This is a genomic window from Pseudomonas spartinae (assembly GCF_965197125.1).
Taxonomy (GTDB): Bacteria; Pseudomonadota; Gammaproteobacteria; order Pseudomonadales; family Pseudomonadaceae; genus Aquipseudomonas; species Aquipseudomonas composti_A.
Genome location: NZ_CBDAMB010000009.1, coordinates 95,636 through 116,877, shown reverse-complemented (window position 1 = coordinate 116,877; position 21,242 = coordinate 95,636). Strand labels below are relative to the sequence as shown.

The 21,242-nt window shown below is 65.5% G+C and carries 18 protein-coding genes; 3 read left to right on the top strand and 15 right to left on the bottom strand.

Translation table 11 applies throughout. The features are described 5' to 3' along the window. Positions 1-169 precede the first annotated feature (169 nt). The 11 genes from ssuD to chrA form a co-directional block, all read right to left on the bottom strand. On the bottom strand, positions 170-1,318 hold the full coding sequence (gene ssuD / locus ACN8M7_RS19245) for an FMNH2-dependent alkanesulfonate monooxygenase (RefSeq protein WP_490261814.1): 1,149 nt from the start codon (positions 1,316-1,318) through the stop codon (positions 170-172). 94 nt (positions 1,319-1,412) lie between these two features. After that, complete coding sequence (locus ACN8M7_RS19240; protein ID WP_490261813.1) at positions 1,413-2,375, bottom strand: sulfonate ABC transporter substrate-binding protein; 963 nt, start codon at positions 2,373-2,375, stop codon at positions 1,413-1,415. Between the two features lie 76 nt (positions 2,376-2,451). Beyond that, positions 2,452-3,045 (bottom strand): NADPH-dependent FMN reductase, encoded by a 594-nt coding sequence (ssuE, locus tag ACN8M7_RS19235; RefSeq protein ID WP_490261812.1) that lies wholly within the window; start codon positions 3,043-3,045, stop codon positions 2,452-2,454. 9 nt (positions 3,046-3,054) lie between these two features. Next, positions 3,055-3,693 carry a peroxiredoxin gene (locus ACN8M7_RS19230; protein ID WP_490261811.1) on the bottom strand — a complete coding sequence of 213 codons (639 nt, stop codon included), beginning with the start codon at positions 3,691-3,693 and terminating at the stop codon, positions 3,055-3,057. 98 nt (positions 3,694-3,791) lie between these two features. Further along, the gene (locus ACN8M7_RS19225) at positions 3,792-4,487 is read right to left on the bottom strand and encodes a response regulator (protein WP_490261810.1); all 696 of its coding nucleotides are present in this window, start codon (positions 4,485-4,487) and stop codon (positions 3,792-3,794) included. Next, the gene (locus tag ACN8M7_RS19220) at positions 4,487-7,135 is read right to left on the bottom strand and encodes a DUF4118 domain-containing protein (protein WP_490261809.1); all 2,649 of its coding nucleotides are present in this window, start codon (positions 7,133-7,135) and stop codon (positions 4,487-4,489) included. Before ACN8M7_RS19220 ends, ACN8M7_RS19225 begins: the two co-directional genes overlap by 1 nt. Before the next feature lie 10 nt (positions 7,136-7,145). After that, positions 7,146-7,703, bottom strand: a complete 558-nt coding sequence (gene kdpC, locus ACN8M7_RS19215; RefSeq protein ID WP_490261808.1) for a potassium-transporting ATPase subunit KdpC — start codon at positions 7,701-7,703, stop codon at positions 7,146-7,148. Positions 7,704-7,925: 222 nt separating this feature from the next. Next, positions 7,926-9,983 (bottom strand): potassium-transporting ATPase subunit KdpB, encoded by a 2,058-nt coding sequence (gene kdpB, locus ACN8M7_RS19210; protein WP_490261807.1) that lies wholly within the window; start codon positions 9,981-9,983, stop codon positions 7,926-7,928. A 13-nt stretch (positions 9,984-9,996) separates the two neighbouring features. Next, on the bottom strand, positions 9,997-11,685 hold the full coding sequence (gene kdpA / locus ACN8M7_RS19205; RefSeq protein WP_490261806.1) for a potassium-transporting ATPase subunit KdpA: 1,689 nt from the start codon (positions 11,683-11,685) through the stop codon (positions 9,997-9,999). Positions 11,686-11,695: 10 nt separating this feature from the next. Then, positions 11,696-11,785, bottom strand: coding sequence for a hypothetical protein (locus tag ACN8M7_RS19200; RefSeq protein WP_021490657.1), 90 nt, complete (start codon positions 11,783-11,785; stop codon positions 11,696-11,698). Positions 11,786-12,047: 262 nt separating this feature from the next. Further along, positions 12,048-13,382: a chromate efflux transporter gene (chrA, locus tag ACN8M7_RS19195; protein ID WP_490261805.1), complete on the bottom strand. Its 1,335-nt coding sequence runs from the start codon at positions 13,380-13,382 to the stop codon at positions 12,048-12,050. 621 nt (positions 13,383-14,003) lie between these two features. On the opposite strand from chrA, the gene ACN8M7_RS19190 reads away from it, so the two are divergent. Continuing rightward, a complete protein-coding gene (locus tag ACN8M7_RS19190; protein ID WP_490261804.1) occupies positions 14,004-14,516 on the top strand; it encodes a hypothetical protein in 513 nt (170 codons plus the stop codon). Between the two features lie 801 nt (positions 14,517-15,317). Here ACN8M7_RS19190 and ACN8M7_RS19185 read toward each other — a convergent pair. From ACN8M7_RS19185 to ACN8M7_RS19175, 3 genes are all read right to left on the bottom strand, one after another. Beyond that, entirely contained in the window at positions 15,318-16,385 is a 1,068-nt protein-coding gene (locus ACN8M7_RS19185) for a 2,3-butanediol dehydrogenase (RefSeq protein WP_490261803.1), read from the bottom strand. A gap of 190 nt (positions 16,386-16,575) precedes the next feature. Next, on the bottom strand, positions 16,576-17,817 hold the full coding sequence (locus tag ACN8M7_RS19180) for an MFS transporter (protein WP_490261802.1): 1,242 nt from the start codon (positions 17,815-17,817) through the stop codon (positions 16,576-16,578). Positions 17,818-18,016: 199 nt separating this feature from the next. After that, positions 18,017-18,301, bottom strand: a complete 285-nt coding sequence (locus ACN8M7_RS19175) for a hypothetical protein (RefSeq protein ID WP_061238366.1) — start codon at positions 18,299-18,301, stop codon at positions 18,017-18,019. A 173-nt stretch (positions 18,302-18,474) separates the two neighbouring features. Between ACN8M7_RS19175 and ACN8M7_RS19170 the strand changes: the two genes are divergently transcribed. Beyond that, positions 18,475-19,104 (top strand): class I SAM-dependent methyltransferase, encoded by a 630-nt coding sequence (locus ACN8M7_RS19170; RefSeq protein ID WP_490261801.1) that lies wholly within the window; start codon positions 18,475-18,477, stop codon positions 19,102-19,104. Here ACN8M7_RS19170 and ACN8M7_RS19165 read toward each other — a convergent pair. After that, positions 19,101-20,318 carry an MFS transporter gene (locus ACN8M7_RS19165; RefSeq protein ID WP_490261800.1) on the bottom strand — a complete coding sequence of 406 codons (1,218 nt, stop codon included), beginning with the start codon at positions 20,316-20,318 and terminating at the stop codon, positions 19,101-19,103. The two genes, ACN8M7_RS19170 and ACN8M7_RS19165, sit on opposite strands and share 4 nt — an antisense overlap. 104 nt (positions 20,319-20,422) lie before the next feature. Between ACN8M7_RS19165 and ACN8M7_RS19160 the strand changes: the two genes are divergently transcribed. Then, positions 20,423-21,196 (top strand): AraC family transcriptional regulator, encoded by a 774-nt coding sequence (locus tag ACN8M7_RS19160; protein ID WP_061238363.1) that lies wholly within the window; start codon positions 20,423-20,425, stop codon positions 21,194-21,196. The last annotated feature ends 46 nt before the right edge of the window (positions 21,197-21,242 follow it).

Genomic DNA, 21,242 nt, shown 5'->3' with positions numbered 1-21,242 from the left:
CCTTGTGTAGCGTCTGTATTCCCCGGATTGCATCCGGGCTACATCTGCCCTCTCCCCAACCCTCTCCCATAAATGGGAGAGGGGGCTGATCGGCGCCGCTGGTTCGTCCGGAGTCCGGTTTGGCTCCCCTCTCCCGCTTGCGGGAGAGGGGCTGGGGGAGAGGGGCTTTTCAACTCGCCGAAGCCACCTTCGGCAGGATGTCACTGGCGATCATTTCGCCGAACGGGCTGACATAGCCGCGACTCTGCGGGTGCGCAGGCGCGGCCACATCCAGATGCGGGAACAGCAGTTCGGCGACCCGGTACGACTCTTCCAGATGCGGGTAACCGGAAAAGATGAAGGTGTCGATGCCCAGCTCAGCGTATTCCCTGACCCGCGCCGCCACGCTCGGGCCATCGCCGACCAACGCAGTACCGGCGCCACCACGCACCAGGCCAACCCCCGCCCAGAGATTCGGCGACACCTCCAGGTTGTCGCGACTGCCACCATGCAGGGCTGCCATGCGCCGCTGGCCGACCGAGTCGAAACGCGCCAGCGAGGCCTGGGCGCGGTCGATAGTGTCCTGATCCAGGCGGCTGATCAGGCGATCCGCCGCCGCCCAGGCTTCCTCATTGGTCTCACGCACGATCACATGCAGGCGAATGCCGAAGCGCACTTCGCGGCCCTGCCTGGCCGCCTTCTCGCGCACCTGGGCGATCTTCTCGGCCACCGCAGCCGGCGGCTCACCCCAGGTCAGGTACAGCTCGACCTGCTCGGCGGCCAGATCCTGCGCCGCCTCGGATGAACCACCGAAATACAGCGGCGGACGCGGCTGCTGGATCGGCGGATAGAGCAGCTTGGCGCCCTTCACCTGAATGTGCTGACCGGCGTAGTCGACGGTTTCACCCTCCAGCACGCGGCGCCAGATGCGGGTGAACTCCACCGAGGCCTCGTAGCGCTCGGCATGCGACAGGTGCAGGCCATCGCCGGCCAGTTCGTCCGGGTCACCCCCGGTCACCAGATTGAACAGCGCGCGGCCGTTCGACAGGCGATCCAGAGTCGCCGCCTGGCGCGCGGCCACGGTCGGCGAAATGATCCCCGGACGCAGGGCGACGAGGAACTTCAGGTGCTGCGTGACCGGAATCAGGGAGGCCGCCACCAGCCAGGAATCCTCGCAGGAACGTCCTGTCGGAATCAGCACACCGCCGAAGCCGAGGCGGTCGGCAGCCTGGGCGATTTGCGTGAGATAACCGTGGTCGACGGCGCGAGCACCTTCGGTGGTGCCCAGGTACTTGCCATCGCCATGGGTAGGCAGGAACCAGAAAATATTGAGGCTCACGGAGTGGTTTTCCTTTTGCGAAAGCGTTGACGTAGCCCGGATGCAATCCGGGAAATAACCGTGCTGCTGCCCCGGATTGCGTCCGGGCTAGGGATTACTGGGCCTGGGCGACCTTGGCCGGCGGCTGCCAGACCACCTCGGCAATGCTCAGGCGCCTGGGGATCAGCTTCAGCTCGCTGAAGGTGTCGGCGATCTGCTGCTGCGCGGCCACCACCTGCGGGGTGATCAGCTGCGCGCCGTAGCGCTGCCGCTCGACCGCCGCACGGGTGATCGCGGGGGACAACCCCAGTAGCGGTGCGACCAGCGCAGTGGTTTCGTCGAGGTGCGTTCGCGTCCATTCGCCGGTGTTGCGGATTTCCTCGACCAGGGCGGCCACCACCTGCGGGTGCTTCTCGGCAAAGGGTCGCGCCGCCAGGTAGAACTGGTGGTTGCTCACCAGGCCACGGCCATCGCGCAGGATGCGCGCCTGCAACTGCTGCTCGGCGGCGGCCAGGAAGGGATCCCAGATCACCCAGGCATCGACGCTGCCCCGCTCGAACGCGGCGCGGGCATCGGCCGGCGGCAGGTACACCGGGCTGATGTCGCTGTATCTGAGGCCGGCATCTTGCAGGGCACGCACCAGCAGGTAATGCACGTTGGAACCCTTGTTCAGGGCAACCTTCTTGCCTTTGAGCTCGGCCACCGACTGGATCGGCGAGCCCTTGGGCAGCAGGATCGCCTCACCCAGCGGCGCCGCTGGCTCGAACGCCACGTAGAGCAGATCGGCACCTGCGGCCTGGGCGAATACCGGTGGGGTTTCACCCGTGGTGCCGAAGTCGATGGAACCGACATTGAGGCCTTCGAGCAGTTGCGGGCCGGCCGGGAACTCCGTCCATTGCACGCTCACGCCCTGAGCGGCGAGGCGCTTCTCCAGCGCGCCGCTGGACTTGAGCAGCACCAACGGGCCGTATTTCTGATAACCGATGCGCAACGTCTCGGCTTGTACGTGGATGGCGCCGAAGGTAAGGGTCGCGGCAAACAGGGCGACCAGACTCCGACGCAAAGTGTTGGCGCCCATGGCGACCTCCTTTGCAGATTGAGTGTGGGCCTGCTTGCCCGTTGGCGGGCGAGTAAGGCGGGGTGTTACGGATGGATCAGATACTCCAGCGGGCGTTTACCAGCCGGTCGTTGAGCAGGTTCGGATCAATCGGCTGTGGCCGTCGCGCCAGGGCTGCGCCCAGGTGTTCCAGTGCCTCGTCGAGGCGTTCGCGCAATTCGTCGTCGATCTGCGCAGGCCTGTCCCCTTGCGGATAGCCGATCTGCTTGTCCACGGCGAACACGCCACTGAGTATTTCCTGCGCCTTCAGCGCGGCCAGTACCGGCTTGAGCGCGTAGTCCACAGCCAGCAGATGCGCCGGGCTGCCGCCACTGGCCAGGGGCAGCACCACCTTGTGCGCCAGGGCGCGCTCGGGCAGCAGATCCAGCAACACCTTCAGCGCGCCGGTGAACGACGCCTTGTACACCGGCGTACCGATCACCAGGCCATCGGCACTGGCCACCACGGCCTGCAGCTGCTGCACCGCCGGACTGTCGAACCTTGCATGCAGCAGCTCCTCGGCGGGGAAATCGCGCACCTTGAGCAGGCTCACTTCCACCTGCTGCGCCTGCAGGCGCTGGCGTACATGATCCAGCAGCAGCTCAGTGCGCGAACGCGCTGCAGGGCTGCCGGAGAGCAACACGACGTGCATGCTGGTTCCTTATTTGTTCGGCTGTGGGGTCAGGCGCAGGTAGGGCTTCACTGCCCGGTAGCCTTTGGGGAAGCGCTGCTTGAGCTCGGCTTCGTCCTTGAGCGACGGCACGATCACCACGTCGTCACCGTCCTGCCAGTTGGCCGGCGTGGCCACCTTGTAGTTGTCGGTCAGTTGCAGCGAATCGACCACGCGCAGGATCTCGTTGAAGTTGCGCCCGGTGCTGGCCGGATAGGTGATGGTCAGGCGCACCTTCTTGTTCGGGTCGATGACGAACAGCGAACGCACGGTCAGGGTGTCATTGGCGTTCGGGTGGATCAGGTCGTAGAGGTCGGACACCTTGCGGTCGGCGTCGGCGATGATCGGGAAGTTGACCGCAGTGTTCTGCGTCTCGTTGATGTCGTCGATCCACTTGAGGTGCGAATCCACCGGGTCGACCGACAGGGCGATGGCCTTGACGCCGCGCTTGGCGAATTCATCCTTGAGCTTGGCGGTAAAGCCCAGTTCGGTGGTGCACACCGGCGTGAAGTCGGCCGGGTGGGAGAAGAGGATGCCCCAGCTGTCACCCAACCATTCGTGGAAACGAATGCGGCCTTCGCTGGAATCCTGCTCGAAATCGGGGGCGATATCGCCCAGGCGGATGGTCATGATCGTGCTCCTTGGCAGTGACTGGCGTGGGACTCACTATGCTCAGGAACGAAACGAAACAAAAAGAATAAATAACGATTTATTTATAACCAAAATAACTAATTGGATTCCGCACGCAGGCGATAGCCGACACCCGCCTCTGTGATCAGATAGCGCGGCGCGGCCGGGTCGTCGCCGAGCTTCTGCCGCAGGTGGCCGACCACCACGCGCAGGTAGTGGCTGTCGCCGACGTGGCTGGGGCCCCAGATATCGCGCAGCAGTTGCTGCTGGGTCACCACCCGCCCGAGGTGCTGGGCGAGCAGCGCCAGCACGGCGTATTCCTTGGGCGTCAGGGCGATTTCGGCGCCGTCGAGGCTGACCCGGCGATAGGCCAGGTCGATGTTCAGCGCGCCACAGGCGATGCTCGCCGGCAGCGTTTCGCGGCCCTGGCCCAGACGCAGCAGCACGCGCACCCGGGCGAGAAACTCCTGGATACCGAACGGCTTGGTCACGTAGTCGTTGGCGCCGCCATCGAGTGCCAGCACCTTCTCGCCCTCGCTGGCGCGTACCGAGAGCACCAGCACCGGCACCTGGCTCCATTCGCGCAGGCCGCGCAGCACCTGCTGGCCATCGAGGTCGGGCAGGCCGAGGTCGAGCACCACCACCTCCGGGTTATGCAACGCCGCCTGGGCCAGGCCGTCTTCGCCGTTGGCCGCCTCCAGCACCCGGTAGCCCTGGGCACTGAGGGCGATGCGCAGGAACTTGCGAATCTGCGCTTCGTCGTCGATCAGCAGAATGCTCGGCCCTTGCGTCATCAGTCTTCCTCGGCGTGCGGTTGCGCGGTCAATGGCAGGTGCAGGATCAGGCTGGCGCCACGGCCATCGAGGCCCTCGCCGACCGTGACGCGCCCGCCGTGGGCGCCGACCATGCCCTGGCAGATCGCCAGGCCCAGGCCGGTGCCCTGGCCGCCGCGATCCCCCCGCGCTGCGGTATAGAACATGTCGAAGATCTTCGCCCGTTCCGCCTCAGGAATGCCAGGGCCCTGGTCGGCGACGACAAAGCGCAGCTCCTGATCGTCGTATTCCAGCGCCACGCGCAGGCGCCCGGCGGGCGGCGAGAAGCGCGCGGCGTTCTCCAGCACGTTGACCAGCGCCTGCTCGATCAGCGCCGCATGCACATGCAGCAGCGGCGGCTCCGCCGGCAGCAGGCATTCCACCTGCAGCGGCGCGAGCACCGCACGCAGTCGCTGCAGGGCGCTGGCGACGATATCGCTGGGCGCCACCCAGTCGCGCGCCAGCTTGAGCCCGCCGTGGCCGAGGCGGGTCATGTCGAGCAGGTTCTGGATATAGCGGTCGAGGCGCTCGGCCTCGTCGCGGGTGCCTTCGAGCAGTTCCCGACGATCCGCCATGGGGATCGCCTCACCCAGCGCCAGCAGGCTGTCGATGGAGCCGCGCATGGCGGTCAGCGGCGTACGCAGGTCGTGCGACACCGAGGCCAGCAGCGCGCTGCGCAGCTCCTCGGTCTGCCCGTGCAGGCGCGCTGCCTCCAGCTCCTCGGCCAGTTGCGCGCGGGCCAGGGCCTGCGCCAGCGGCTGGCCAAGGGCGGCGACCAGACGCCGGCGCTCGTCCGCCAGTGGCGCGCCGTCGACGCGCTGCAGGCCGATCAGCAGCAGCGGTCCTTCTTCGCCGCACAGCGGCCACCACCACCAGCGGCTGCTGGGCAGGGTGTCGGTGCCAAGGCCGGCGGGCTGTTCGTGCTGCCACGCCCAGTCGGCGGCGGCGCGCTCCGCATCGGGCAGCTCGGCGTGCAGGCCACCCTCGCGCTGCCACCGGCCATCTGCATCACGCGACAGCAGGGTCAATTGCATCTCGGCCCAACCACCCAGTTGCTGCTCGGCCACCGCCAGCACGGCCTGGCGGTCGGCGGCGACGGTGAGCTTGCGCGACAGCTCCAGCAGCGCCGTGGTCTCACCCTGCGCCTGACGCAGCGCCTGCATCTGGCGGCGCTGACGGCTGGCCAGGTTGCCGGTCAGCCCGGCCATGAGCAGGAAGAACAGCAGGGTCAGCACATCCTCCTGACGCTGGATGCGCAGGGTCAGGGTCGGTGGAATGAACAGGAAGTTGTAGGCCAGGAACGATAACCCCGAGCAAACCAGCGCCGGGCCCAGGCTGCTGCGCACCGCCACCAGCAACACGGCGGCGAGGAACACCAGGGAAATGTTCGGCAGCTCCAGCACCCGCGCCAGGCCGAGGGAGATCAGCGTGGCGCAGGCGGCGGCCAGGGTAGCCAGCAGGTAGTCGCGCCAGCGCGGGGCGATGCGCGCACGTCGGCCAGCCGCTGGCTGACCTCCCACTGCATCCAGCACGCTCACTTCCAGCCCGGCGCCGGCCGCCAGCAGGCGTTCGCCAAGGCCGCGACCGAACCAGCGCCGACGCAAACGGCGCGCACTGCTGCCGACCAGGATCAGGCTGGCGCGGCGCTCGCGGGCGTGGTCGAGCAGCGTGCGCGCCACCGAGTCGCCATGCAGCGTCACCACTTCACCACCGAGGCGCTCGGCCAGACGCAGCGCCGCTTGCAGGCGGCCACGCTGCGCCTCGTCCATGGCTGCGCGGCTGTCCACATGCACCACCGACCAGGGCAGATGGCGCCGCTCGGCCACCGCGCAGGCGTGGCGTACCAGACGCTCGGCCTCGCCATCGCCGTCCACCCCCACCAGCAAGCGGCCGAGCACGCTGGGCGCGGCCTGGCCGAGCTGGCGATAGCGTTGATCGAGGTCGGCGTCGACCCGCGCGGCGGCGGTCTGCATGGCCAGCTCACGCAGCGCGGTGAGGTTAGTCGGCGAAAAGAAGGCATCGATGGCCGCGCGCGCCTGCTCGGGCATGTACACCTTGCCGTCGCGCAGGCGTTCGAGCAGCTCGCGCGTCGGCAGATCGACCAGCTGGATTTCGTCGGCTTCCTGCAGCACCCAGTCCGGCACCGTTTCGCGCACCTGCACGCCGGTGATGTCACGCACGCGGTCGTTGAGGCTTTCCAGATGCTGCACGTTGACCGTGGTGTAGACGTCGATGCCGGCGGTGAGCAGCTCCTGCACGTCCTGCCAGCGCTTGGCGTGGCGGCTGCCGGGGGCGTTGCTGTGCGCCAGTTCGTCGACCAACGCCAGCTTGGGCGGGGCCGCGAGCAGGCCGTCGAGATCCATCTCGCTCAGTTCCAGGCCGCGATACGGCAGGCGCAGTGGCGGCTGCTGCTGCAGCCCCAGCAGCAGCGCCTCGGTTTCGCTGCGGCCGTGGCTTTCCACCACCCCAGCGCGCAACGCCACGCCCTGGCGCAGTTGCGCATGGGCGGCCTGGAGCATGGCGTAGGTCTTGCCGACGCCAGGCGCAGCGCCGAGAAACACCTTGAGCCGGCCCCGGCCTTCACGGGGCAGGCCGGCGAGCAGCGCCTCGGCGCGCAGGCTGTCGTTCATCGAGCACTCGTCACTGGGAAGAAGTGGAGGGATTGTCGATCAGTGCCAGGTTCAGAGCCAGCACATTGACCACTGCCGGGCCGAACAGCGGGCGCTCGGTGTGCGCCTCGACCAGGCGCAGCAGCTCGGTCTCGGCCAGGCCACGGGCCTGGGCGATGCGCGGCACCTGCCAGGCGGCGGCCTCGGGCGAGAGCTGCGGGTCGAGGCCGCTGCCCGAGGTGGTCACCAGTTGCATGGGCACCGGTGCCTGACCGTTCAGCTTGGCACTGGCCTGCTCGATACGCTCGCGCAGCTTCGGGTTGCTCGGCGCCAGGTTGCTGGCAGCGCTGGCCACGGTGGCGTAGTCGCCAGCCGAGGGGCGTGGCTGGAACCACTGATCGCCGTCGAAGGCCTGGGCGATCAGGCGGCTGCCGCGCACCTGGCCGGCATCGTCACGCACCAGGCTGCCGGCGGCCTGATCGGGAAACGCCAGGTGCGCGACGCCAGTGACGGTCAAGGGATAGGCGACCCCGACCAGCAGGGTCATGAAAGCCAGCGTGGTGATGGCGGGGCGGATTGAGTCGAGCATGATGAGTCTCCTGTTCAGATTGCCCCGGATTGCATCCGGGCTACGTCGCTTGGCTTGTGTCATTCGTCTTGGCGCCGTGCCTGGCTATTTCGCGGATAAATCCGCTCCTACCGACCGTGCCTCCGGGCTCCTGTAGGAGCGAATTCATTCGCGATGGCTTTGCCTGCGTGCCAGCCATTTCGCGGATGAATCCGCTCCTACAAGAACGTTCAAACAACGCGCCTACACCCAGCCCAACCCCACCAGCAGCAGGTCGAGCAGCTTGATGCCGACAAAGGGCGCGACCAGCCCGCCGAGGCCGTATATCAGCAGGTTGCGCCGCAGCAACTGGCCGGCGTCCAGCGCCTGGATACGTACACCGCGCAGCGCCAGCGGGATCAGCGCAACGATGATCAGCGCGTTGAACACGATGGCCGAGAGAATCGCGCTCTGCGGGCTGTGCAACTGCATCAGATTGAGCGTGCCGAGCTGCGGGTAGATGCCAGCGAACAGCGCCGGCAGGATGGCGAAATACTTGGCCACGTCGTTGGCCACCGAGAAGGTGGTCAGCGCGCCACGCGTCACCAGCAGCTCCTTGCCCACCTGCACCACATCGATCAGCTTGGTCGGGTCGCTGTCCAGGTCGACCAGGTTGGCGGCCTCGCGCGCGGCCTGGGTGCCGTCGTTCATCGCCAGGCCGACGTCGGCCTGGGCCAGCGCCGGGGCGTCGTTGGCACCATCACCGCACATCGCCACCAGCTTTCCTTCGGCCTGCTCGGCGCGGATACGTGAGAGCTTTTTCTCCGGTGTGGCCTCGGCGATCACGTCATCCACACCGGCCTCGGCGGCGATGGCGGCGGCAGTCAGCGGGTTGTCGCCGGTCACCATCACGGTGCGGATGCCCATGGCGCGCAGCTCGGCGAAACGCTCGCGGATGCCTGGCTTGACCACGTCCTTGAGGTGGATGGCGCCGAGCAGGCGACCATTGCCGGCCACCAGCAACGGTGTGCCGCCGCTCTGAGCGATCTTCTCCACCTCGCGCGCCAGCGGCGCCGGCAAATCAGTTCGACCCAGGCCGAGGTAGGCCAGCACGGCGTCCACCGCGCCCTTGCGGTAGGCCACACCGTTCACGTCGGCGCCGGACAGGCGCGTCTCGGCGCTGAAGGCGATCAGGGTCATGCCGCTGCGCTCGGGCGCTTCCATCGGGTGCAACGAGGCCAGGTATTCGATGATGGACTTGCCCTCCGGCGTGTCGTCGCCCTGCGAGGCCAGCAGTGCTGCCTCGGCCAGCTCCGGCGTGGCCACGCCCGGTGCCTTGACCATGGCACTGCAGCGGCGGTTGCCGAAGGTGATGGTGCCGGTCTTGTCCAGCAGCAGGGTGTGCACGTCACCGGCAGCTTCCACCGCGCGGCCGGACTTGGCGATGACGTTGAGGCGCACCAGGCGATCCATGCCGGCGATGCCGATGGCCGAGAGCAGGCCGCCGATGGTGGTGGGAATCAGCGTCACCAGCAGCGCCGCCAGGTAGATCAGCGGCAGGTCGCCACCGGCGAAGCGGGCGAACGGCTGCAGCGTGGCCACCACCAGCAGGAAGATCAGGGTCAGGCCGATCAGCAGGATATCCAGCGCCACCTCGTTGGGCGTCTTCTGCCGGCGCGCGCCTTCCACTAGGGCAATCATGCGGTCGAGGGTGGACTCGCCGGGGTTGGCGCTGATGCGCACCAGCAGCCAGTCCGATACCAGGCGGGTGTTGCCGGTGACTGCCGAGCGGTCGCCGCCGGACTCGCGGATCACGGGTGCGGACTCGCCGGTAATCGCCGCCTCGTTGACTGCCGCGACGCCTTCGATCACCTCGCCGTCGCCGGGAATAAGCTCACCGGCCTCGACCCGCACCACATCTCCCTTACGCAGGCTGCTGGCGGGCACGGACTGAAACTGCGCGCCGACCTGTTTGCTGGCCATCAAGCCCTGGCTGCCGGACTTCAGGCTGTCGGCGCGGGCCTTGCCCCGCCCTTCGGCCAAGGCCTCGGCAAAGTTGGCGAAGAGCACGGTGAACCACAGCCACAGGGCGATCTGCACGCCCAGGGCGGTGCTCACCGCTGGGTTGGGGACGAAGCACAGCACGCTGGTAACCAGCGCAGTCAGCTCCACCACCAGCATCACCGGCGAGCGCACCAACTGGCGCGGGTCGAGCTTGACGAAGGCCTGCTTGAGGGCCGGGCGCCACAGCGCGCCGAGGCCGGTCTGCGGCTGGCTGCTGGACGATTTGGCGCTGCGTTGCGCCGTTACGGGGGCATTCATCACGGTTTCTCCTTCAGAACGCCAGGTGTTCGGCCAGCGGGCCCAGGGCCAGCGCCGGCATGAAGGTCAGGCCACCCACCAGGAGGATGGTCAACGTCAGCAGCACGACGAACAGCGGCCCATGGGTGGGGAAGCTGTTCTGCCCCTGCGGCGCAGCGCGCTTGGCCGCCAGGCTGCCGGCAATCGCCAGCACCGGCAGGATGTAGCCGAAGCGCCCGAGCAGCATGGCCAGGCCGAGCATCAGGTTGTGGTAGGGGGTGTCGGCGCCGAAGCCGGCGAAGGCCGAGCCGTTGTTGCCGGTGGCCGAACCGTAGGCATACAGCGCCTGGCTGAAGCCATGCGGGCCGGGGTTGCCGATGGAGGCTGCCGGCCCGGCGAAACTCACCGCCAGGGCACCGAATATCAGCACGCCGACCGGCATCACCAGCAGCGTGGCGACCATCAGGCGCACCTCGCGTGCTTCCAGCTTCTTGCCCAGGTAGGCCGGCGTACGACCGATCATCAGGCCGGCGAGGAACACCGCGATCAGCACGAACAGCAGCATGCCGTAGAGGCCCGCGCCGACGCCGCCGAAGACGATCTCGCCGAGCAGCATGTTGACCAGCGGCACCAGCCCGCCGAGAGCGCTGAAGCTGTCGTGCATGGCGTTGACCGAGCCGTTGGACGCCGCCGTGGTGGTGGTCGCCCAGAGCGCCGAGGCGAAGCTGCCGAAGCGCGCCTCCTTGCCCTCCAGCGAGCCGACCTGCTCGATGGGCAGCCCCGCCAGCGCCGGGTTCGGCTGCAACTCCGCCCAGGCACAGACACCCAGGCCGATGACGAACAACAGCAGCATGCTGGCGAGGATCGCCCGGCTCTGACGCAGATCACGCACGTAATGGCCGAAGGTGAACACCAGCGCCGCCGGGATCAGCAGGATCGACGCCAGCTCCAGCAGGTTGCTCAGCGCCGTGGGGTTCTCGAACGGGTGCGCCGAGTTGACGCCGAAAAAGCCGCCGCCGTTGGTGCCCAGTTGCTTGATGGCGATCTGACTGGCCGCTGGCCCCATCGGCAAGGTCTGCTCGCTGCCCTGCAGGGTCGTGGCCGAAACGTAATCGCTGAAGTTCTGCGGCACGCCCTGCCACACCAGCAGCACGGCCAGCACCAGGCACAGCGGCAACAGGCCGTAGAGCACAGCGCGGGTGATATCCACCCAGAAGTTGCCCAGACGGTCGCTGGACTGCCGCGCCAAACCCCGGCACAGCGCCACCAGCACCGCCAGGCCCACTGCCGGGCTGACGAAGTTCTGCACACCAAGGCCGAGCATCTGGCTGAAATAACTGAGCTGCGCCTCGCCGCTGTAGGCCTGCCAGTTGGTGTTGGTGACGAAGCTCACCGCCGTATTGAACGCCAGCGGCAGGCTCATCCCCGCCACCTGCTGCGGGTTGAGCGGCAAGCCGCCCTGCAGCAGCAGGATGCTCATCAGTGCCAGCAGGCAGACCAGGGTGAAGGCCAACAGCGCCAAGGCGTAGCCGCGCCAGCTCAGCTCCTGCTCCGGGTCGACGCCGGCCACGCGGTAGCACAAACGCTCCACCGGCAGCAGAACCGGACTGAGCCAGGTGCGCTGGCCCTCCATCACACGGTAGAAATAGCGCCCGAGAAAAGGTGCCGGTGCCAGCACCAGCAGGGAAAAGGCCGCCAGCAGCAGCCAGTCGTAGTCGTGCATGGCCGCCTCCTCAACCACGCCCGGCGGTCAGCAGCGCCGACAGCAGGTAGGCGAAGAGGCCGACCACCAGGATCAGCGACACACCATCGATTGCGTTCATGTGCAAAGCTCCACGATGCGGGGAATCCGCTCGCGAGCATTGTCGAAAGGCTGGCCGTAAAGATTCGATTGGCGCCCCACCGCCGGGGCGTAAAGAAATCGTATTGATGCGGTGGCATCAGCCCTGTGGGAGGCGCTTCAGCGGCGACAGGGCCGCTACGCGGCATGAACATGGCGCCCGTAGGATGGGTTAGCGGCGCAGAACACCGCTCCCACAGTCACGCCCCATCTCAAGCGCCGCGCAACCCACCAAGCGATGCCCATCAAACCAACAGATGCGCCGCCAGCCCGACTACAGCGCAACCAGCGATGGTCTCGATCACCCCGCGCTTGAAGGCGAACAGAGCCAGCGCCGCGCCGAGGGTAATCAACGCAGAGACCCAATCGAACGCCCCGGCAAAACCCTGCGGCCAGAGCACGTGATAGCCGAAGAACAGCGCCAGGTTGAGGATCACCCCGACCACGGCGGCTGTGATGCCGGTCAGCGGCGCAGTGAACTTCAACTTCCCGTGAGTCGACTCCACCAGCGGCCCACCGGCGAGGATGAACAGAAATGACGGCAGGAAGGTGAACCATGTGACCAGCGCCGCCGCCAGCGCGCCGCTGGCGAAGGCCGAATCGCCCCCGAACAGCGGCTGGCCGTAGGCACCAACGAAGGCGACAAACGCCACCAGCATGATCAGCGGGCCCGGCGTGGTCTCGCCCAGCGCCAGGCCATCGATCATCTGCCGGGGCGTCAGCCAGCCGTAGTGCTCGATGGCGCCCTGGTACACATAGGGCAGCACCGCGTAAGCGCCGCCAAAGGTCAGCAGCGCCGCCTTGGTGAAGAACCAGCCCATCTGCGTCAGCGTGCCCTGCCAACCGAACGCCAGCGTCAGCAGGCCCATCGGCAGCAGCCAGAGCAACGCACCGACCAGCAGGATCAGCGCCAGGCGGCTGGAGCGAAAATGCGTGTGCGCCAGGCGCGTGTCGTCATCGATCAATGCCGGCGCATGCGCCCCACCCTTCTCGCCATGCCCGGCGCCAAGCGCAAAATGCTGCGGCGCCAGCCGCCCGCCGACATACCCCAGCAACGCCGCGCCGAGCACGATCAGCGGGAAGGGCAGCTGCAACGCGAAGATGGCGACGAAAGCCGCCGCCGCGATGGCCCACAGCCAGGCGTTACGCAACACCCGCCCGCCGATGCGCCAGGCCGCCTGCACCACGATGGCCGTCACCGCTGGCTTGATGCCATAGAAGATCCCGGCCACCAGCGGCACATCGCCAAACGCCAGATAGACCCAGGACAACGCAATCAAAATCACCAGCGACGGCAGCACGAACAACGCCCCGGCGATCACCCCGCCCCAGGTGCGGTGCATCAACCAGCCGATATAGGTGGCCAACTGCTGCGCCTCCGGCCCGGGCAGCAACATGCAGTAGTTCAGCGCATGCAGAAAGCGCCGCTCGGACAGCCAGCGGCGCTTCTCAACCAACTCCTGATGCATGACCGAAATCTGCCCGGCCGGCCCGCCAAAACTGATCAACCCCAGCTTCAACCAGAACCAGAACGCCTGCAGCAAACTGATCGTGGCGGGACGTTCAGGCGAATCGGACATCTAGAGGCTCCAGCGGCTGCAAATCGACCGGCCACTATAGCCACGAAAAATGACAACAGCGCGACAGCGCACGAAAAACAACCAGCCCCACGCAGCCCTTGCCCCACCTGGCCTGGACGAGTTTTCCCGCATCTTATCCACAACGCTTTCCCCAGATTCTGTGCATGACACCTAGCAACACGCCTGCAGCCCATCTCGCGATTGAAAGCTCCACGCAAGTCATTGATTATTTGAGATATACCGTCTGGCGATAACGTCGGGAATCCAGCATTGCATAAAAAATGAGCGATACTGCAAGAGGCGCTTGAATGCTAGACAGGAGGCGCTTTTGCAAAGGTTATCCACAGCGCAATCAACAAAATTTGTGGGTGATGTGAGAGCTGTCTGGTAGCGATTGCCCATCACGGATGCTACCCAGGTGACATTTTGACTTGTTCAGCATGGACAACAGCGTTGCCTCTGCAATAGCTTCCGCCACGGACTTGCAGGGCCCTGACCTGCCACCATCGCCGCCACCGGAGCTCCCTCCCCTCGCTAAACTGCAAACGACAAGGAATAGCGCATGGCATGCTGACATTGCCATGCGCTATCAGCGTCAGTTGATAGACCACAAGGAAGACCATGCGCATTGCTTTGATTCTGTTATCCGCCCTGCTGAGCAGCTGTACGCTTTACGACCGGATAGGCAACAAGCCCTACCTGTTTCCGACTGAGGTTGAGTCGTCCGCCGAGGTCACCGTGAATTTCAACGAGCGGTCGTGGTTCGATATTTTCAATATGGATGCCAACGGATGTTTTGCCGGAACATCAACGCTTGGCTCGTCCGGGTCGAGCGTAAAGATCCACGCCGATACAGAGACTTTCATGGCATTGAACAGACGCCATGGAAACTCGTTTTGCCAGGTCATTTTCTCTTTCTCCCCTGAGAGCAACGCCCGATACCGCTTCACTCAGGGTACTCATGTCGAGAACGCACCAGGCATTCTTGGCGTCCTGTCGGGCCCCGCCCTCTACTGCACGGTGACAGGTGAGAAAATTCTGCCATCCGGAAAGACGGAAGCACTCACGCTCAAGAAAATGAACCTGCGTCCTTCCGGGTTTGCCTGTCTGCGCATGAGAGAAATCTCTCAATAAAAAACGGACTTATCGCCGAAGCCAAAGCGCTCGACCGACAGAGCGAAACAACCGAGCAAGCAGGAGCAGAGCATTTGGAAGAGCTAGCCGAAGGGGCATTGAAAGGCGTTTTGCGCTTACTCGGCCTGTGCATACGTGTGTTGATCTGGCTTATGTGTGAGTTCTTGTTTGAAAAAGTGGCCTGGTATATCGGCTGGCCCATCTGTCGCCTGGTTACGTTCAACTCACGGCCTGGCGAGCGCATCACGGAGTCAGATCAGGCTTCAGGGACGACCCAGTTCATGGTGTCCATGACGGGACTGGTCTCGCTCTTGGCGTTAGGCGCGTGCATTGCTCAGCTCACGGGGTAGAGCGCCGCTGCAGCTCCCTCTAGAAGACGCATGACATCGTCGAAAAGAAGGCTGACAACGGATTGTCGCGTCTGCGCAGCGAAGGGTGAGCCGCAATGATGGCCGGGGGCAAAAAACCACCAGTCCCGCGCAGCCCTTTTACCTTCTGCCCTGGACGTGTTTTCCCTCATCTTATCCACAGCACTTTCCCCAGATTCTGTGCATGAACCACAGGCACAGCGCCGCCATCTGCCAGATACCTGAGCAATCTTTGCAAGTTATTGATTCATTGAGATATAGCGACTGGCAATAGTGCCTTTCAGGCATCATCGGGCAAAAACTGAGCGACCTCGACCAAGCCGCGTAGATGCTGGCGTGAACGCGCTTTTGCGCAGTTTATCCACAGGGCTGCCAACAGATTGTGTGGGCAGAGTGGAGTGCAAGCCCTGCCCCCACCCTACAGCACAGACAACTACTTCAAGCGCGGCTGAACGATGATCTTCACCGCCGATTCATTGTTGTGAATCAGGGTGTCGAAGCCCTTGGCGATCAAGTCATCGAGTTGAATACGCTGGGTGATGAAAGGTTCGAGGTCGATCTTGCCTTCCTCGACCAACTTGATGGTTTCCGCATGGTCGTTGCAGTAGGCGATGGTGCCGCGCACGTCCAGCTCCTTCATCACGACGCTGTGCACGTTGATGGTGGCCGGGTGGCTCCAGATCGACACGATCACCACCACGCCTGTGGGCTTGGTCGCGGCGACCAGGGCATCCATCACCTTGTTCACGCTGGTGCACTCGAAGGCGACATCCACACCTTTGCCGCCGGTGAGCGCCATCACCTGCTCGACCACATCCACCTGCGAGGGGTCGAGAATGTGGTCGGCCACACCGGACTCAAGGGCCTTCTCTTTGCGCTTGGCACTCAGCTCGGTGATGATCACGCTGAGGCCCTTGGCCTTGAGGATCGCCGCCAGCAGCAGACCAATCGGCCCAGCACCACCGACCAGCGCCACATCACCCGCCTTGGCGCCGCTGCGCACAAAGGCGTGATGACCGACCGACAGCGGTTCGATCAGAGCCGCCTGATCCAGCGGGATCTTGTCGGATATCGGGTGAACCCAGCGACGCTTGACGGCGATCTTTTCCGACAGGCCGCCACCATGGCCGCCCAGACCGATGAAGTTCATGTCCTTGGACAGGTGATAGCGTTCGCCCGGCCCGGTGGGTATGTCGTCGGCAATGATGTACGGCTCGACCACCACGTGCTGGCCAACCTCGATGTCATCGATACCTTCACCTACTGCGTAGACCACACCGGAAAACTCGTGGCCCATGGTGACCGGAGCCGACTCGCCGGAAATCGGGTGCGGATGGCCGCAAGGCGGGATGAAGATCGGCCCCTCCATGAACTCGTGCAGGTCAGTGCCGCAGATGCCGCACCAGGCGACGTCGATGCCGACGGTACCGGGTTTGACCACTGGCTCGGGGATGTCCTCGATACGAATGTCGCCCCGGTCGTAGAAACGCGCTGCTTTCATGCTTCAACCTCCATGCTCAGTTGAGTCGCAAACATCCTGCAGGAACTGCGCAGGATCATGGCTGAAGCGTACGCTCGCACGGATTGCAGCGAATTGCGCTACATCATTGCAATGGGAGACCGTTAGCTCTCCCACGCCCGCTGGGTGAAATTCGTTCTGGCTGCTGGCCCCGGATTGCGCCCGGGCTACGTCACGCCGGCTTGCTCGGCGACGCATCCTCGAAGCGGTCGACCTTGCGCAGGCTCTTGAAGCCGAGCATCCAGCCGCCGGTGACGGTCAGGGTGCAGGCGCAGCCGAGCAGCGCCGCCGGCACCACGCCGAACCAGGCGGCGCTGGTGCCGGCGCGGAACTCGCCCAGTTCGTTGGAAGAGCCGATGAACAGCATGTTCACCGCATTGACCCGGCCGCGCATGGTGTCCGGCGTGGAGAACTGCACCAGAGATGAGCGGATATACATGCTCACCATGTCCGCACCACCGGCCACCACCAACGCGGCGAACGACAGCCAGAACAGGCTGGACAGGGCGAACACCAGGTTGGCCAGGCCGAACAGCGCCACCGCGCCGAACATCACCAGGCCGACATGGCGGTTGAACGGCTTCATGCTCAGGTACAGGCCGACGGACACCTCGCCGATGGCCATGGCGCTGCGCAGCAGACCGAGGCCTGTCGGCCCGACTTCCAGTACCTCCTGGGCATAGATCGGCAACAGCGCAACCACGCCACCGAGCAGCACGGCGAACAGGTCCAGGGAGATGGTGCCGAGGATGATCGGCCGGGTGCGGATGAAGTGGATGCCGGCGGTGAAGCGCGCCCAGGCCGTGGACTCCAGCGCCTGCATCTTTTCCGCGTAACGCACGGGCACCAGCGGCAGCAACGCGGAGCCGGCGAGGAAGCAGGCCAGGCACACGGAGTAGGTCAGCCCGCCACCACCGATGGCGTACAGGGCGCCGCCCAGCACCGGGCCGGAAATGGTCGCGCCGCGCATGATCATGCTGTTGGCGGCAATGGCTGCGGCCAGGCGCTCGCGCGGCACGATCTGCGGCAACAGGCTCGACAGCGCCGGCCCGGTGAAGGCCCGGCCACAGCCGTAGAGCACCAGCACCGCGTAGTACCAGGCGACCGGCGCCTCGCTCAGCGACAGCCACAGCAGCGCCGCCGCACACACGCCCTCGACCAACCAGCTGAGCATGAGGATCAGCTTGCGGTCGTAGCGGTCGATCAGGTCGCCGGCCGGCATCAACAGCAGCAGCATGGGAATGAACTGGGCCAGACCGACATAGGCCAGCGACAGCGGATCGCGCGTCAGGTCGTAGACCTGCCAGGCCACCACGATGGCCTGAATCTGCACGGCGAAGACCACCACGATTCGGGAGATGAGAAAAGGCAGGAAACCGGGAAGCCGGTAGACGGAAACGGGGGCAGCGGACACGGCAGAAACCTCGAGGCATGACCGGCGGGTGCCGGTCGAGGTGAGCCGGCCAATCTACGTCATGGCGCGGTTGCGGGGCAAACGCGCGAACAGCCTGTTGCGTGGACCGAACCTTGAGCGCTTGAAGAGTGCATCGAGGCGAACCGTGGGAGGCGCGTCAGTAGCTCGCGGCCCAGCCCCTCCCACGATCAGCATCACGCTAGACGAATGCCTGGGCGCCGAAACCACGCGGCAGGCGCTGGCGGCCCGGCAAGGCGGTCAGGCGCGCCTCCCAGGAGCTACGCCAGTCGTTGACTGCACGCGCAGCCTTCTCACGGCGGGCGGCACGGCGCGCAGCATTACGGGCATTGCGGCGGGCTTCGGTGAAGACTTCAGTCTTGCGGCAATTGCGGCATTTGACCTTGGCCAGTTCGGTGGTGGACGGCAGCTTTTCACCATGCGAGCCACAGGCAAGGTGACCAGAGACTTTGTAGTGCGTAACCATCGCGTTATCTCCTTGATTGTGGGCGTTCGACTGCTGTCAGCCGGTTTACGCCCCTCGGAAATGGGACTCTGCGAGCAGCACGCGGGTTCATTGTCGGCGACCAAGGGCCATGCTGCCCCTGGCCGTGTAGCCCGATAAGCGGTTTAAATGCGTTCTTTTGCCGGAGCCCCACCATGCCCCTGAGCCCCGACGAACTGGCGCAGATCAGCGCCCTCACCCTGGCCCACTACCAGAGCAGCGCCGAGGACTTTCGCGAGGGCACGCGCGACCATGACGTGAGCCAGAACATCGCCGCCCTGCTGCGTCATATCGAGGCTGACAAGCCCTGGCGCATCCTCGATTTCGGCTGTGGCCCGGGGCGTGACCTGCGCACCTTCAGCGGCCTTGGTCACGAAGCGGTTGGCCTGGATGGCTGCGCCGAGTTCGTCGCCATGGCGCGCGCCGACAGCGGCTGCGAGGTGTGGCAGCAGAGCTTTCTCGAACTGGATCTGCCGGCCGGGTATTTCGACGGCATCTTCGCCAACGCCAGCCTGTTCCATGTACCCGATCAGGAACTGCCGCGCGTACTCGGCCAGTTGCACGCAGCGCTCAAAGCGGGCGGCGTGCTGTTCAGCTCCAACCCGCGCGGTGAGAATCAGGAAGGCTGGAACGGCCCGCGCTACGGCAGCTATCACGATCTGGAACGCTGGCGCGCGCGTCTCACGGCGGCCGGTTTCGTCGAACTGGAACACTACTACCGCCCCGCCGGCCTGCCACGCGACCAGCAACCCTGGCTGGCCAGCGTGTGGCGGCGTGTGGGTTAACGCGCCTTCAGCGACGGCAACAACGCGGTGAGGATGCCCAGCAGCGGCAGGAAAGAGCACAGCAGGAACACCTGCTCGATGCCGTGGAGGTCCGCCAGGTATCCGAGCAGCGCTCCGCCGATGCCGCCGAAACCGAACATCAGGCCGAAGAACAGCCCGGCGATCAGGCCGACGTTGCCCGGCAGCAACTCCTGGGCGAAGACCACGATGGCGGAGAACGCCGAGGCGAGGATGAAGCCGATCACCATGCTCAGCACGCCGGTCCAGAACAGGCCGACGTGCGGCAACAGCAGGGAGAACGGCGCCACGCCGAGGATGGAGAACCAGATCACCTGCTTGCGCCCGATGCGGTCGCCGATCGGCCCGCCGAAGAAGGTGCCAGCTGCCACCGCGCCGAGAAACAGGAACAGGTAGAGCTGCGAGCTGGCCACAGACAGGTCGAACTTCTCGATCAGGAAGAAGGTGAAGTAACTGGTGAAGCTGGCCATGTAGAAGTACTTGGAGAACACCAGCAGCGCCAGGATCAGCAGGGCGAACTTCACCCGCCCGGCTGACAGGCCGTGGGTGGCCACGCCGCCCTGCTTGAGCTTGAACAGCGTCAGGTGGTGGCGATACCAGCGGCTCAGACCGTACAGCACGACGATGGCGAAGGCGGCGAACAAACCGAACCAGGCGACGTTGCCCTGACCGTAGGGAATGATGATGGCCGCCGCCAGCAGCGGGCCGAAGGCGGTGCCGGCGTTGCCGCCGACCTGAAAGGTGGACTGCGCCAGGCCGTAGCGCCCGCCCGAGGCCAGGCGTGCGATGCGCGACGCCTCGGGGTGGAAGGTCGAGGAGCCGATGCCCACCAGCGCCGAGGCCAGCAGGATCGCCGGGAAGCTGCCGACGAAGGCCAGCATGAGGATGCCGACCAGGGTGCACAGCGAGCCAGCCGGCAGCAGCCAGGGCTTGGGATGGCGGTCGGTGTGGTAGCCCACCCACGGCTGCAACAGCGAGGCGGTGAGCTGGAAGGTCAGGGTGATCAGGCCGATCTGGGCGAAGCTCAGACCGTAGTTGAGCTTGAGCATCGGGTAGATGGCGGGCAACACCGCCTGGATCAGGTCGTTGATCAGGTGCGCCAGGGCGCAGGCGCCGATCACGCGCATCACCAGGGGGCTGGCCTGACTGGCGGGCGAAGCGCCGGCCAGGGAGGTAACGGCAGGACTGCTGGACATGCTTGAAGCTTCCGGACGAGGTGAGGAACGGCGCTATGCTAGGCTCCGCTCAATCGCCTGTCTCACGAAGACAGGGCAACAACCCTCGCAAAAAAGGCAGCCCCATGCGCTTAGCCGATAAATTGCTGGCCGAGATCGATGCATCGCCCTGGCTGGTCAGCAGCAGCGCCACCGATTATCCGCTCAACGCCATCATCGAGCCGCACTCGCACCGCAACAAGCACCAGTTGATCTACGCCATTTCCGGGGTGATGGTGGTGACTTCGGCGATGAACCAGTGGACGGTGCCGCCGAGCCGCGGCATCTGGATGCCCTGCGGCCAGGTGCACGCGATCCGCTGCATCGGCAGCGTGCGCATGCGTAGCGTCTTCGTGCGCCCCGACAGCCTGCCGGACATGCCCGGCGAGTGCCGCGCCGTGGCCATCTCGCCGCTGCTCAGCGAGCTGATTCGCGCCGCCGTGGACATTACCCAGCCCTACGCCGAGGACTCGCGCGAGGCACGGGTGATGCGCCTGATCCTCGATGAGCTGCGTATCCTGCCGACCCTGCCGCTGCACCTGCCGCAGCCGGCCGATCCGCGCCTGCAGCCGATCTGTACGACGCTGCAGGACGACCCCGGCGACGCCTCCACACTGGCCGACTGGAGCGCTCGCCTGGACCTGGACGAGAAAACCATCCAGCGCCTGTTCCAGAAAGGCGCCGGCATGACCTTCGGCCAGTGGCGCCAGCAGGCACGCCTGCTGCTTGCGCTGGAACGCATCGCCCTGGGCGAGAAGATCATCGACATCGCCGGGGAGCTGGGCTACGACAGCCCCAGCGCCTTCACCACCATGTTCAAGAAACAGTTCGGCACCACGCCCAGCCAGTTTTTCAAGTGATGCGCGGTGCTAGTGCAGGGGCTGTCGCGGCTGAAGCCCCTCCCAC

Coding starts and splice junctions, on each gene's coding strand:
- ACN8M7_RS19240 (WP_490261813.1), bottom strand. CDS start 2,375: ATGGGCGCCAACACTTTGCGTCGGAGTCTGGTCGCCCTGTTTGCCGCG.
- ssuE (WP_490261812.1), bottom strand. CDS start 3,045: ATGCACGTCGTGTTGCTCTCCGGCAGCCCTGCAGCGCGTTCGCGCACT.
- ACN8M7_RS19230 (WP_490261811.1), bottom strand. CDS start 3,693: ATGACCATCCGCCTGGGCGATATCGCCCCCGATTTCGAGCAGGATTCC.
- ACN8M7_RS19225 (WP_490261810.1), bottom strand. CDS start 4,487: ATGACGCAAGGGCCGAGCATTCTGCTGATCGACGACGAAGCGCAGATT.
- ACN8M7_RS19220 (WP_490261809.1), bottom strand. CDS start 7,135: ATGAACGACAGCCTGCGCGCCGAGGCGCTGCTCGCCGGCCTGCCCCGT.
- kdpC (WP_490261808.1), bottom strand. CDS start 7,703: ATGCTCGACTCAATCCGCCCCGCCATCACCACGCTGGCTTTCATGACC.
- kdpB (WP_490261807.1), bottom strand. CDS start 9,983: ATGAATGCCCCCGTAACGGCGCAACGCAGCGCCAAATCGTCCAGCAGC.
- kdpA (WP_490261806.1), bottom strand. CDS start 11,685: ATGCACGACTACGACTGGCTGCTGCTGGCGGCCTTTTCCCTGCTGGTG.
- ACN8M7_RS19200 (WP_021490657.1), bottom strand. CDS start 11,785: ATGAACGCAATCGATGGTGTGTCGCTGATCCTGGTGGTCGGCCTCTTC.
- chrA (WP_490261805.1), bottom strand. CDS start 13,382: ATGTCCGATTCGCCTGAACGTCCCGCCACGATCAGTTTGCTGCAGGCG.
- ACN8M7_RS19190 (WP_490261804.1), top strand. CDS start 14,004: ATGCGCATTGCTTTGATTCTGTTATCCGCCCTGCTGAGCAGCTGTACG.
- ACN8M7_RS19185 (WP_490261803.1), bottom strand. CDS start 16,385: ATGAAAGCAGCGCGTTTCTACGACCGGGGCGACATTCGTATCGAGGAC.
- ACN8M7_RS19175 (WP_061238366.1), bottom strand. CDS start 18,301: ATGGTTACGCACTACAAAGTCTCTGGTCACCTTGCCTGTGGCTCGCAT.
- ACN8M7_RS19170 (WP_490261801.1), top strand. CDS start 18,475: ATGCCCCTGAGCCCCGACGAACTGGCGCAGATCAGCGCCCTCACCCTG.
- ACN8M7_RS19165 (WP_490261800.1), bottom strand. CDS start 20,318: ATGTCCAGCAGTCCTGCCGTTACCTCCCTGGCCGGCGCTTCGCCCGCC.
- ACN8M7_RS19160 (WP_061238363.1), top strand. CDS start 20,423: ATGCGCTTAGCCGATAAATTGCTGGCCGAGATCGATGCATCGCCCTGG.